Annotated in this window: 12 protein-coding genes; 8 read left to right on the forward strand and 4 right to left on the reverse strand. The window is 72.1% G+C overall.

The genetic code is table 11. The features are described 5' to 3' along the window. Positions 1-92: 92 nt before the first annotated feature. Both AB0B94_RS12185 and AB0B94_RS12190 read right to left on the reverse strand, forming a co-directional pair. Positions 93-440, reverse strand: a complete 348-nt coding sequence (locus tag AB0B94_RS12185) for an Lsr2 family protein (protein WP_238672224.1) — start codon at positions 438-440, stop codon at positions 93-95. Positions 441-584: 144 nt separating this feature from the next. Beyond that, positions 585-1,193, reverse strand: a complete 609-nt coding sequence (locus AB0B94_RS12190) for a response regulator transcription factor (RefSeq protein WP_357273468.1) — start codon at positions 1,191-1,193, stop codon at positions 585-587. 98 nt (positions 1,194-1,291) lie between these two features. Here AB0B94_RS12190 and AB0B94_RS12195 point away from each other — a divergent pair, with 98 nt between their 5' ends. The 5 genes from AB0B94_RS12195 (at position 1,292) to AB0B94_RS12215 (ending at position 7,272) form a co-directional block, all read left to right on the forward strand. After that, complete coding sequence (locus AB0B94_RS12195; protein ID WP_357273479.1) at positions 1,292-2,023, forward strand: HAMP domain-containing sensor histidine kinase; 732 nt, start codon at positions 1,292-1,294, stop codon at positions 2,021-2,023. A gap of 83 nt (positions 2,024-2,106) precedes the next feature. Then, positions 2,107-2,976, forward strand: coding sequence for a manganese catalase family protein (locus tag AB0B94_RS12200; protein ID WP_357273487.1), 870 nt, complete (start codon positions 2,107-2,109; stop codon positions 2,974-2,976). 141 nt (positions 2,977-3,117) lie between these two features. Further along, positions 3,118-5,448, forward strand: coding sequence for an endopeptidase La (gene lon / locus AB0B94_RS12205; RefSeq protein ID WP_357273498.1), 2,331 nt, complete (start codon positions 3,118-3,120; stop codon positions 5,446-5,448). 131 nt (positions 5,449-5,579) lie between these two features. Continuing rightward, a complete protein-coding gene (locus AB0B94_RS12210; RefSeq protein WP_357273506.1) occupies positions 5,580-5,984 on the forward strand; it encodes a DoxX family protein in 405 nt (134 codons plus the stop codon). Positions 5,985-6,072: 88 nt separating this feature from the next. Next, complete coding sequence (locus AB0B94_RS12215) at positions 6,073-7,272, forward strand: right-handed parallel beta-helix repeat-containing protein (RefSeq protein WP_357273510.1); 1,200 nt, start codon at positions 6,073-6,075, stop codon at positions 7,270-7,272. A gap of 94 nt (positions 7,273-7,366) precedes the next feature. Here AB0B94_RS12215 and AB0B94_RS12220 read toward each other — a convergent pair whose 3' ends face one another. Next, positions 7,367-9,100: a DEAD/DEAH box helicase gene (locus tag AB0B94_RS12220; RefSeq protein WP_357273516.1), complete on the reverse strand. Its 1,734-nt coding sequence runs from the start codon at positions 9,098-9,100 to the stop codon at positions 7,367-7,369. 105 nt (positions 9,101-9,205) lie between these two features. Continuing rightward, positions 9,206-10,135, reverse strand: coding sequence for a hypothetical protein (locus AB0B94_RS12225; protein WP_357273523.1), 930 nt, complete (start codon positions 10,133-10,135; stop codon positions 9,206-9,208). A gap of 131 nt (positions 10,136-10,266) precedes the next feature. Between AB0B94_RS12225 and AB0B94_RS12230 the strand changes: the two genes are divergently transcribed. Genes AB0B94_RS12230 through AB0B94_RS12240 form a run of 3 tightly spaced genes read left to right on the forward strand, consistent with a single transcriptional unit; the run spans position 10,267 to position 12,590 of the window. Continuing rightward, positions 10,267-11,421 carry a histidine kinase gene (locus AB0B94_RS12230; RefSeq protein WP_357273528.1) on the forward strand — a complete coding sequence of 385 codons (1,155 nt, stop codon included), beginning with the start codon at positions 10,267-10,269 and terminating at the stop codon, positions 11,419-11,421. Further along, entirely contained in the window at positions 11,418-12,023 is a 606-nt protein-coding gene (locus AB0B94_RS12235) for a response regulator transcription factor (RefSeq protein WP_112673405.1), read from the forward strand. Before AB0B94_RS12230 ends, AB0B94_RS12235 begins: the two co-directional genes overlap by 4 nt. Before the next feature lie 48 nt (positions 12,024-12,071). Beyond that, positions 12,072-12,590 (forward strand): 2'-5' RNA ligase family protein, encoded by a 519-nt coding sequence (locus AB0B94_RS12240; protein ID WP_357273545.1) that lies wholly within the window; start codon positions 12,072-12,074, stop codon positions 12,588-12,590. Positions 12,591-12,655 lie beyond the last annotated feature (65 nt).

Consider the following 12,655-nt stretch of genomic DNA (forward strand, 5'->3'; position numbering starts at 1 on the left):
GACAACCCGGGGTGGCCGGCCGCCGCATCGCAACGGGTGCCCGGACAGACGACGGGGCCCCGCCGTTTGCGGCGGGGCCCCGTCGAGTCGCGTCAGCGGCTCTTGTACGCCTCGACGACCTCAACCGGGATGCGGCCGCGCTCGGATATCTTGTAGCCGTTCTTGACGGCCCATTCCCGGATGGCCCGGTTCTGCTCCCGATCCATTCCCGCACCGGTGGGTCGTCCCGGCCGTCGGACGGAACGGGCGCTCTCCACCGGGCCGCGCCCGATCCGCCGACCCGCATTGATGTACGGATCGAGCGCCTTGCGCAGGACGCCGGCATTCTCGTCGGAGACATCGATCGTGTAGGCCACGCCGTCGAGGCTGAACTCGACCGTCCGGTCGGCCTTCCCACCGTCGAGGTCGTCGGTCAGAACCGTGATTACTTTTCTCGCCATTGCCGATTACTCCCTGTGTGCGGCGGGATGTGTCCAAAGTCTGACCTACCACCCCGGTAATCCGCAACAATATGCCTTCCATTCATTCGGCGCGTCGCGATTCCGTTACCGAGCAAAACCGTGAATCGGTTCGGTGTCGGAGCTTCATTCCCCGAGGATGCCGCTGTGGCCGGCGACGGCAGCCGCCTCGGCCCGGTTCGAGACCCGCAACTTGCGTAGCAACGTGGCGGTCATCCGTTTCACCGTCCGTTCGGAGACGTGCAGTTCTTCGGCGATGTCGACGGTGCTGCGGCCGGCGGCGATCGCCCGCAGCAGCCTCTGTTCCTCGCCGTCCAGGTCGACGGGCGCGGGGCGCGTGGACCGCAGCATGGCGCGCAGCAGTTCTGCCGGCAGCACCGCCCAGCCGTCGAGGATCGCCAGCAGTGGCGGCAGTAGTTCCTCCGCTTCGCTGGTCTTGGGCAGGAACCCCTCGGCACCGGCCCGCAGCGCCTCCACGGCCGGCCCGGGGTCGGTGGAACCGGACATCGCGACCACCCGTACCCGTGGGGTGGTCCGCCGGATGGCGGCCACCGCCCGGATGCCGCCGGGCGGCGGCATGTGCAGGTCGACCAGGGCCAGGTCGGGGCGGCAGTTGCTGATCAGGGCCGCTGCCGCGGCGGCGTCGCCGGTCGAGGCGACCACAGCGACGCGGCCGTTTGTGGTGACCGGGAGCAGCAACTCCAGGCCGCGGACGAAAAGGGGGTGATCGTCCACGACGACGAGTCGCAAGGTGGAGGCTCCCGGCATGTCTGCGCCGTTCCCCAGCGGGTACCGATCATGCGGGTTCGCACCGAACGGGAGGAGTCGGGTGCATGCGCGTACGGCACGGTTTGCGCGACCTGCTGCGAGGGTTGCGCCCCGATGGGCCGACACCGGGTGAGCGGCGACCGGCGGCGGCCGATCCGGAGTTGCTGCTGCGGGTGTTGTGCCACGAGTTCCGGACGCCGATCAGCACCCTGACGTCGCTGACCCGCGCGCTGGCCGACGAGCGTCGCGAGCTGACCGGGGACGACCGGCGGGCGCTCAGTGAGCTGGCCCGCGACCAGGCCGCCCACCTGCAGAGTCTGCTGCGCGACGCGACCGCCGGCACCGCAGTGCTGACGCCGACTGCGCATCCGGAGCCGGCCGTCGCGCTGTCGGGCATCCTGCGGGAGGCCGCCGCGCTGGTGCCGGTGGGCCGTCGGCGGGCGCGGGCCACCCGGCGGGCGGCCTCCTGCCCGGTGCCGGCCGGACGCACCCGACAGGTGCTGGTCAACCTGGTGCAGAACGCGTTGCGGCACGGGCCGCCGGACGGGCAGGTCGGGCTCTACGCCACAGTGCGCGGCGCCCGCCTGAGCATCCTGGTCACCGACGAGGGTCGCATCGACGACGCGTTGCTGGTCGCGCTGCGACGTCCGGCGCCCGCCGTCGGGATGTCGGGTCTGGGTCTGTGGATCGCGCGGCAGCTCGTCGCGACGGACGGGGGAGCGTTGCGGGCGCACCGGCTGCGGCCGCGTGGAGTGGCGCTGGAGGTGGTGCTGCCGATGGGACGACCGCTGCGTTGACCCGGGCGGGACACCGGTTGGCCCGCTCGGGTCATCGGGGTGGGAACGGCCTCGCTACCTGTTGTCGGTACCGAGGAGGTTGAATGTTCAGCCACGTCAAGGATCTGCAGTTCGAGGCCAAACCGGACGGCCCGGACGCGGCGTTCGCCCGCCGGTTGCAGGAGGTGCTGGGCGGCAAGTGGGGCGAGATGACGGTCGCCAACCAGTATCTCTTCCAGGGTTGGAACTGCCGGCTGCCCGGCAAGTACAAGGATTTGCTGCTCGACGTCGGCACGGAGGAGATGGGCCACGTCGAGATGATCGTCACGATGATCACCCGGCTGTTGGACAACGCGCCGCTGTCGCTGACCGAGGGGATCGCGGAGGACCCCGGAGGTGCCGCGACGTACGCCGGTGAGAACCCGGCGCACTTCATCCACGGCGGTGGTGGAGCCCTGCCCACCGACTCCAACGGGGTGCCCTGGAACGGCGTGTTCATCACCGCCAGCGGCAATCTGTTGGCCGATTTCCAGCTCAACGTCACCGCCGAGGCGCAGGGTCGGCTCCAGGTCGCCCGGTTGTTCCACATGACCGACGATCCGGGCGTCAAGCAGATGCTGCGCTTCCTGCTGGCCCGCGACACGATGCACCAGAACATGTGGCTGGCGGCGATCGAGCAGCTCAGGGAGGACGGGCTGGAGGAGATGCCGGTGCCGGAGGCCTTCCCGGACTCGGGCGAGTTCACCGCGGAGTACGGCTACACCTATCTGGGTTTCTCCTCGGGCACCGACGCCGCCCAGGGGCGCTGGGCGTCCGGGCCCTCGCCGGACGGCAAGGGCGAGTTCCGCTACGACGACAACCCGCGGGCGAACGCGCCGGAACCGGTGCTGCCTCCGGGTGACCCCCGCCTCTACGGCACCAATCCGGGGGTGGCCGGCTCGGTGGTGAACACGGTGAAGAGCAAGCTCACCTGAGGTGCCTCGTCGGGTCGTCCGCCGGTCTCGGGCGACCCGACGGACCGGGCGCAGGAGTGGTCTGGGTCACAGGCCGGAACAAGGGGAACGCTTTGTTACTTGAGTGAGACACGCTCAACTCAACGCGATAGCAGGTGTTCGATGGCAACTCTTCCGGTACTTCCCCTGACCGACGCCGTGCTGCTGCCCGGCATGGTCATCCCGGTGACCCTCGACCCCACCACCCAGGCCGCGATCGACGCGGCGCGTGCGACCGGCGACCGCAAGCTGCTGGCCGTGCCGCGCATCGACGGCGAGTACGGCCCGGTGGGCGTGGTCGCCACCATCGAGAAGGTCGGCCGGCTGCCCGAGGGCGAGCCCGCCGCCGTGATCCGTGGCCTGTCCCGGGCCCGGATCGGCTCCGGCGTGCCCGGCCCCGGCGCTGCCCTCTGGGTCGAGGCGACCGAACTCGACGAACCCGCCCACGCCGGTCGGGCCCGGGAACTCGCCCGCGAGTACCGCGCCCTGGTGACCTCCGTGCTCCAGCAGCGGGGCGCCTGGCAGGTCATCGACGCGGTGGAGCGGATGACCGACCTCTCCGAGCTGGCCGACTCGGCCGGTTACGCGCCCTGGCTGACGCTGGAGCAGAAGACCGAGCTGCTCGCCGCGCCGGACGTCACCGCCCGGCTGGAGCTGCTTGTCGGCTGGGTGAAGGACTACCTGGCCGAGCAGGAGGTCACCGAGCAGATCAACAGTGACGTCCGGGAGGGGCTGGAGAAGTCCCAGCGCGAGTTCCTGCTGCGCCAGCAGCTCGCCGCGATCCGCAAGGAACTGGGCGAGGACGAGCCGGACGGCTCCGCCGACTACCGGTCCCGCGTCGAGTCCGCCGAGCTGCCGGAGAAGGTACGCGAGGCGGCCATGCGCGAGGTCGGCAAGCTGGAGCGGGCCAGCGACGCCTCCCCGGAGGCGGGCTGGATCCGAACCTGGCTGGACACCGTGCTCGAGATGCCGTGGGGCACGCGTACCGAGGACAACACCGACCTGGCCGCGGCCCGGGCGGTGCTCGACGCCGACCACGCCGGCCTGGCCGACGTCAAGGACCGCATCCTGGAATACCTGGCGGTGCGCAACCGGCGCGCCGAGCGCAACCTCGGTGTGGTCGGCGGTCGCGGCTCCGGTGCGGTGCTCGCCCTCGCCGGTCCTCCCGGAGTGGGTAAGACCAGCCTCGGCGAGTCCGTGGCGCGGGCGCTCGGGCGTAACTTCGTCCGAGTCTCGCTCGGCGGTGTCCGCGACGAGGCGGAGATCCGCGGGCACCGGCGCACCTACGTGGGGGCGCTGCCCGGTCGGATCGTCCGCGCGCTGCGCGAGGCCGGTTCGATGAACCCGGTAGTGCTCCTCGACGAGGTGGACAAGCTGGCCGCCGGCTACGCCGGTGACCCGGCCGCCGCCCTGCTGGAGGTGCTCGACCCGGCGCAGAACCACACCTTCCGGGATCACTACCTGGAGGTCGACCTCGACCTGTCCGACGTGCTCTTCCTGGCCACCGCCAACGTGGTGGAGTCCATCCCCGGCCCCCTGCTGGACCGGATGGAGCTGGTCACCCTGGACGGGTACACCGAGGACGAGAAGGTCGCCATCGCCCGCGACCACCTGCTGCCCCGGCAGCGGGAGCGGGCCGGGCTGACAGTCGACGAGGTCAGCGTCGCCGACGAGGCGATCGCGCTGATCGCGGGGGAGTACACCCGGGAGGCCGGCGTCCGGCAGCTCGAGCGGGCCCTCGCCAAGATCCTGCGCAAGGTGGCGGTGACGCTGGCGACGGACCCGACGCCGGCCCGCGTGGGCACCGACAACCTCACCGGTTACCTGGGTCGGCCGAAGTTCACCCCGGAGTCGGCCGAGCGCACCGCAGTGCCCGGCGTGGCCACCGGCCTGGCCGTCACGGGCGCCGGTGGGGACGTGCTCTTCATCGAGGCGACCAGCATGGAGGGCGAGCCGGGGCTGACGTTGACCGGCCAACTCGGTGACGTGATGAAGGAGTCCGCGCAGATCGCGCTCTCCTACCTGCGCTCCAACGGGCGGCGGTTCGGCATCGACCCGAACGCTCTCGCGGGACGCCGGATCCACGTCCACTTCCCGGCGGGCGCGGTGCCCAAGGACGGTCCGAGCGCCGGCATCACCATGGTCACGGCCCTGGCGTCGCTGGTCACCGGTCGCCCGGTCCGCCCCGAGTTCGGGATGACCGGTGAGGTGACGCTCTCCGGTCGGGTGCTGCCGATCGGCGGGGTGAAGCAGAAGCTGCTCGCCGCGCACCGGGCCGGCCTCACCGAGGTGATCATCCCGGCGCGTAACGAGCCCGACCTGGACGACCTGCCGACCGAGGTGCGCGAAGCGCTGACAGTGCACACCCTGGCCGACGTGGCCGACGTGCTCGCCCTGGCGCTGCGCCCGGCCGACGTGAAGACGCTAGACGGTCCGGCGCTCTTCGCGGTCTGACACTCCGGCCATCCGGGCCCCCGCCGTCTTCCGACGGCGGGGGCCCCTTCGGTACGCGGGGGAAGGTCTACTGTCTCGTCTGCACCGTCAACCGCCTCTCCGCCGCTAGGCGGCCCCCTGGAGGAACCCCCGTGAACGTGGTGCTCTGGATCATTCAGATCCTGCTCGCCGCCGTCTTCGCCGGCGTCGGACTGGCCAAGCTGAGCCAGCCCAAGGAGAAGTTGCGCGACGTGATGCGGTGGGTGGACCCGGTGCCGCCGTCACAGGTCAAGGCGCTCGGCGCTGTCGAGTTGCTGGCCGCCGCCGGGCTCGTGCTGCCCGCTGCCACCGGCATCGCCACGGTGCTCACCCCGCTCGCCGCCGTCGGGCTGGTCATCGTCATGATCGGCGGCCTCCTGGTGCACCTGCGCGCCCGTCAGCAGCAGACCACCCGGGAGGGACGTCGCACCGAGATCCAGGGCGCGCTCACCTGCGCTGTGCTGCTCGTCCTCGCCGCGGTGGTGGCCTGGGGTCGTTTCGGCCCGTACGCCCTCTGATCCGGGTCGGCCAGCACGCGACAATGCACAGTAGAGTCTGCCCGCCGGCCGAGGTGGCACTCAACGGGGGAGAGGTATGGAACCGATCGTGAGCGCACCTGGTGCGGTACCGCCGGCAGCGCCACAACGGTCAGATCCACCGGGCCGACGGTTGGGACGGCGGGTGCTCTTCGCCGGCGGGGCGGGCGCCGCGGTGGCGACGACGGTGGCCACCCTCGCCGGAGCCGAACAGGCGGGATCGCCGCCCGTCACGACAGTGCGGGAGGCCCCGCTCAGCCTCCGGGACCCCCGGATCGGCTGCCGGCTCGACGGCAGTGACGAGTCGGACAAGGTCACCACCGCGCTGAACCTGCTGCCGGCCGGTGGCGGGGAGATCTTCCAACCGGTGGGCGCACTCGGTCTCGGATCGGAGATCCGCTTCCCGACGAGTGTGACCTGGACCGGCGAGAACATCGGCGCGGCGATCATCCAGCCGGCCCCGGGCTACACAGGTCGTCTGGTCTCGAGCGGTAAGTACAACCAGATCTCCAACGTGCACTTCTACGGCATGCGGACCTCCAACGTGCTGTTGACCGTCCGTGGCCCCCGGTCGACGTTCCACCACCTGCACTTCGGCAACTCGGGCAGCCACGCCATCGAGTTCCTCGGCACCGACGCGGAGACCAGCGCCCACGCCAACAAGATCACTGATATCAACATCGAGGACTGCCTCGGCGTCGGCATCCTGGTGAACAAGGTCGCGTACGACAACGAGTTCCTCAACGTCTGGGTCGGTGAGTGCCAGACCGGGATACGGCTGCTCGACAGCGCCTGCTTCTTCGACAACCTGCATGTCTGGGGTTGCCGGGGCAACGGCGTGGAACTGCGGGAACCCGCCCATCGGAACATCTTCCAGAACGTCTACCTGGAGTCGAACGGCACGAGTGGCACCGGAAACGGCGCCGACCTGCGGCAGGTCTGGGGGACCCAGTTCATCGGCGGCCGGCTGTGGCGCAACGCCACCAACGGCATCGAGGTCTCCTCATCCGGACGTACCCGGATCATGGGGCTCGACATCCACGACAACGGCGCGAACGGGATCCTCGGCCGTGACGCCGACATGTGCCAGGTGATCGGCAACCAGTTCTACGACGACGCGACGCCCCGCCGCCAGGACCGACCGATCATGACGGTCGGCACCAGCAACAACTGGATCGTCAGCACCAACGTGATGCGGGCGTACGACCACCGCTCCGGTGGCGCGTCGCTGGCCGGGGCCAACAACGTGCTCAACGCGAACATCGGCTGACACCGGCGGGCGGCGAGTGCTCACGTTCCTTCCGCCGCCTCGCCGGGCCAGGTCGTCGGCGACCGTCGTACTCCGGCGGTCGCCGACGCCGTGTTCAGCGCTCGTCGCCGCCGCGGTCGCGGCGCACAGTGGCCTTGCGGCCCTTGATCGTGCTGGAGCGCAACCCGGAGATGACCTCGTCGGCCACCCCCTGCGGCACCTCCACCAGTGAGAACCGGTCGGCGATCTCGATCGAACCGATGTCCCGACCACGGATCCCGGTCTCCCCGGTGATCGCGCCGACCAGATCCTGCGGCCGCACCCCGGCGCGTCGACCCAGGCCGACGAAGACCTGGACGGTGTTGCCGCCGCCGGAGCGCGGCCGGCCCCCGCCCCGCCGGTCGCCGCCCCGGCCGCCGGCCTCCGGTCGACCCTCGCGCGGCCCACGGACCGGAACCTGCGGGATCTCCTCCTCGTCGTCGGAGCCCGGCGACGTCACCTCGTGGGCCAGCTTCACCGCGGCGAGGGCGACCTCCATCAGGTCGAACTCGTCGGTCAGCGTCTCCACGATCACCCGGAACGGGTCGAGATCGTCCTCCAGCAGGCTCTCCCGCAGGGCCGCCTGGGTCAGCTCCAGCCGCCGGGTCCGCATGTCGGCCACCGTGGGAATCTTGTCGATGGTGATCCGCTGGCCGGTCACCCGCTCGATGGTCTTGAGCATCCGGTGCTCACGCGGCTCGGCGAGGGTGATCGCCACGCCCTCGCGGCCAGCCCGACCCACCCGGCCGATCCGGTGCACGTACGACTCGGGGGCGGACGGCACGTCGTAGTTGACCACGTGGGTGAGCTGCTCGACGTCCAGCCCACGGGCCGCCACGTCGGTCGCCACCAGCAGGTCGGCGGTGCCGGCCCGCAGCCGGCCCATGACCCGGTCGCGCTGTTCCTGGCTCATGCCACCGTGCAGCGCCTCGGAGCGGTAGCCGCGACCGTTCATCGTCTCGGTCAGCCGGTCGACCTCTTCCCGGCTGCGGCAGAACACGATCGCCGCGGTCGGGGACTCCACGTCCAGCACCCGACCCAACGCGGCCGGCTTGTGCGCCCGGGTCACGATGTACGCGCTCTGCCGCACCCGGGGCGCCTCACCCGCGACCTGCTGCTCCCGGCCGATCTCGATCCGGACCGGTTCGCGCAGGTGCTGGCGGGCCATCCCGTCGATGCGCGAGGGCATGGTGGCCGAGAAGAGCACCGTCTGACGCTGCCTCGGAGCGTGCTCCAGGATCGCCTCGATGTCCTCGGCGAAGCCCATGTCGAGCATCTCGTCGGCCTCGTCGAGCACCACCGTGGCGAGCCCGCCCAGGCGCAGCGTGCCCCGGGCGATGTGGTCGAGGGCCCGCCCGGGGGTGGCCACCACCACGTCGACACCGCTGTCCAGTGCCCGCAACTGCCGCCCGATCGGCTGGCCACCGTAGATCGGCAGCACCCGCGCGCCCAGGTCCTTGCCGTAGCGGTGGAACGCCTCGGAGACCTGCACCGCCAGCTCCCGGGTCGGCACCAGCACCAGCGCCACCGGGTCGCCGCCCTGGCGGTGTGCCGCCATGAGGTTCAGCAGCGGCAGCGCGAACGCAGCCGTCTTACCGGTGCCGGTGGCCGCCTGACCCAGCAGGTCCCGACCCTCCAGCAGCGGTGGGATAGCCTCCCGCTGGATGGGGGTCGGCTCCTCGTACCCGAGGGCGGCGAGCGCGCCCAGCAGCTCGGCGCGGAGCCCGAGCTCGGTGAAGGCGCTCACCTCGTCGGTGCCGTCCGGGGTGGCGTCGATAGGTGCGTCGTGCTGTGCAGGTGCGGAACTCATGTGCCAAGCCTTTCATCACGCCGTCCGGGCCGTTGCGGCGACCGCCACAAGAGCTGTCCCCGAGCCCGTGCTGCGGCTGTTCCGCGATCCCGACGGGGGCCTCGATCAGGCGTCGGTGGTCAGGATGGCCAGCACCATCACCGCGGCGAGGGCCACGTCGAGCACCACGCAGAACTCGGCGTAGCCGCGCGGCACCACCCGGCGGTTGCGGTGGTGCACCACGTCCCAGCCGGCGTGCGCCAACCACCCGAACGCCACCAGCCAGTCGGCGGCCCGCCCGCCGGCCAGCACCGCGACCAGCGTCACTGCGACCCAGATGGCCAGACCGGCGAGTTGGGTGGCGAGCACGCCCGGCCCACCCAGCGTGCGACGGGCCATGCCGATCACCAGGTAACCGCCGGGCAGCACCAGCATCGTCCACGGGCTGAGCACGCCCGGGTCGACCCACATGTCCACGGTCAGCAGCAGCGCCAACCCGGCCGGCCAGCGGTGGGCGAGCGCCACCACGACCGGGTGCCGGCGTACCGCCACCGGCGTCTCGTGCCGATGGCGCACCGCCACCAGCAACATGGCGGGCACCATCAGCAGGTGACCGCCGAGCATCAGGGCGTCGGCACCCAGCAGGCCCGCCCACCACGGCACCAGCAGCAGGAGGAAGGGCACGTACATCGCGGCGGCCATCTCGACGACCCCACGCCAGTGGTGCGCCCGGTAGCGCATCCACACCGTCATCCCGACGGTCATGTTCGTGGCCATCACCAGTGCGGCGACCTCCGGCCGGGCGAGCGTGTCGGCGACCCCCAGGGCGGCGCCGGCCAGCCCCCACAACGGCCCGAGCAGCAGCATCCCGGCGACCATCGCCAGCGCCATCTCGCCCAGGTGCCACAGCAGCCGCCGCCTGCTGCTGGCCGGTGCCGCGGCGGTCGGTGCCGCGCTGGTCGGTGTCGGGGCCGAGGGGGCCGGCTCGTCGGTGGGCACTGGCGCGGGCGACGGTACGGCGGTGAGGCTGTCCGCGTACATCCGGGTGTTTTCCATGCCTCGACCCTGCCGGTGCCCCCGGTGTGGCCGGCAGACCCGTTCGTCACGGGAAAACCGTGCGGACCGCACGGCCCGACCGTGACAGTTCGCACGGGTGGACCTGCGCCGGGCGGTCCTAGGATCGGTGCGTGGCGAGCGAGGCGGTGACTCCCCGGGCGGACCGCCGGCTGCGCCGCGCCCGGCGGGCGACGCTGGTGTCGCTGGCCACCGGCGTCTGGGCGAGCGTTCTGCTGCCGGCGGTCGGCCTGACCCGCGAGCCCGACCCGGGCCGGGTGACACTCGGCGCGCTCGGCATCCTCGCCTTCGTGCTCGCCCAGACCGTCGTGCTGTACGGGGCCGTGACGCCGTGGCTCGACCCGCGCTGGCGGCGTCGGGCCGAGCTGAGCCTGATCGGGGTGGCGGTGCTGACAGTTCCGCTGGTGGGCCCGGTGGCAGCGGGCAGGTGGCCTACCTGGGCCTGGCTCGGTGCGGCGCTGATCGGCATGACCCCGCTGCTGGTGCGGTGGCGGGCCGCGCTGGCGGTCGCTGTCGGCGTCCTGGCGGTGGCGGTCGCGGTGGCCTGGTGGACCGGTGGTTCCGTTCCGCGCCACCTCGCCGTGACCGGTGGGATCGGCGCGGCAGTGGCCGCCGTCAACGGGTTCCAGGTCTGGTTCTGGGACCTGCTCGTGGAGGCCCGGCAGGGTCAGGCCGCCCAGGCCCGGCTGGCCGCCGCCGAGGAACGGCTGCGCTTCGCCCGCGACGTGCACGACGTCCTGGGGCACCGCCTCACGGTGATCGCGTTGAAGGCCGAACTCGCCGCCCGGCTCGCCCCGGTCGACCCGGAGCGGGCCGGACGGGAAGCCGCCGAGGTGCAACGGTTGGCCGCCTCCGCGCTGGGCGAGGTACGGGAGACAGTGCACGGCTACCGGGCCGTCGACCTCGACGAACAGCTCACGGCGGTGGTGGGGGTGCTGCGCTCCTGCGGGGTGCGGTGCACGGTTCTGCCACTGCCGGCGGACCTGCCGCAGCCGGCCGCCATCGAGCTGGCGGCGGTGCTGCGCGAGGCGAGCACCAACGTGCTGCGGCACAGCCGGGCCGACTGGTGCCGGATCCGCATCGATCGGGAGGATGACGTGGCCAGGATGACGGTGGCCAACGACGGCGCCGACGACAGTGGCCCGGACGCGCACAGCCACGGCCTGCGCGGGCTGGCCGACCGGCTCGCCGCTGCCGGGGGCGAGTTGCGGGTACGCCGGGAGGACGCGATCTTCACCCTCGAAGCCACAGTGCCGGCGCCGTCGTGATCCGCGTCCTGCTCGCCGACGACGAGGACCTGATCCGGGTAGCCGTCGCCGCGCTGCTCGCCCTGGAACCGGACATCGAGGTGGTGGCACACGCCGCCGACGGGAAGACGGCCGTCACCGCGGCGCTGGCGCACCGCCCGGACGTGGCAGTGGTGGACCTGGAGATGCCCGGCCTGGACGGCATCGCGGTAGCCGCCGAGCTGACCCGGGTCCGACCCGACTGCGCCGTGGTCGTGCTGACCGGCCACGGTCGCCCCGGGCACCTGCGCCAGGCGCTGACCGCCGGCGCCCGAGGGTTCCTGCCCAAGGGCTCGCCGGGTGGGGCGCTCGCCGACGTGATCCGGCGGGTGCACGCCGGAGGGCGCTACGTCGACCCGTCGCTGGCCGCCGACGCGTTGACCCTGCCCCCGTGCCCGTTGACCCCTCGGGAACTGGAGACGCTGCGGCTGGTGGAGGTCGGAGCCCCGGTCGCGGTGATCGCCCGTCGGGTGCACCTGTCCACCGGAACCGTGCGCAACCACCTCTCCGCCGCCGTGCAGAAGCTCGGCGCCGCCGACCGGGCCGAGGCGGTGCGCACCGCCCGGGACAACGGCTGGCTCTGACTTCGGTGGCGTCCGCCGAGCAGGAGGGCCGCCGGCTAGCGTAGGCGCGTGCGCACCGTGGAACTGGTCTGCTCGCCTGGGCTGGAGGTCACGGTCCGGGCCGTCTGGGGTCGGCTGGCCGCCGCCGGGTTGCCCAGTCTGGCCCGCAACATCCACCCGACCAACCGGCCGCACCTCACCCTCGCCGCCGTCGACGAGTTCCCGCCGGGGGTCGAGCACCGCCTGGCCGAGCTGTTCGACGCCGCGCTGCCGGTGCCGGTGACGCTCGACCGGGTCGTCGTCCTCGACGGTAGCGCCCCACTGGTCTGGCTCGTCCGACCCACCGCGTCGTTGACCGCGCTGCACGCCGCCGTCTGGGACGTTCTCGCCGAGGCCGACGGCCACCGCCCGTGGCATGCGCCCGACGCGTGGGTGCCGCACCTGAGCCTGGCCCTGCGGTTCCGCAACGCGGACCTGCGGCTGGCTCGTGCCGTGACCGGTGGGCAACGCCCGACGGGCGACTTCGCCGCCGCCCGCAGCTACGACGGCACGAACCGGTCGGTGATCCCGCTGGCCGGGCGCGGCTGAGGTTGGCACGGGTCTCCCGGAACCTCGGCTGCTTCCTCCGCCGCCACCTGCACCCCCATCCGAGG

This window comes from Micromonospora sp. NPDC048986, assembly GCF_040649335.1.
Classification (GTDB): Bacteria; Actinomycetota; Actinomycetes; order Mycobacteriales; family Micromonosporaceae; genus Micromonospora; species Micromonospora alfalfae.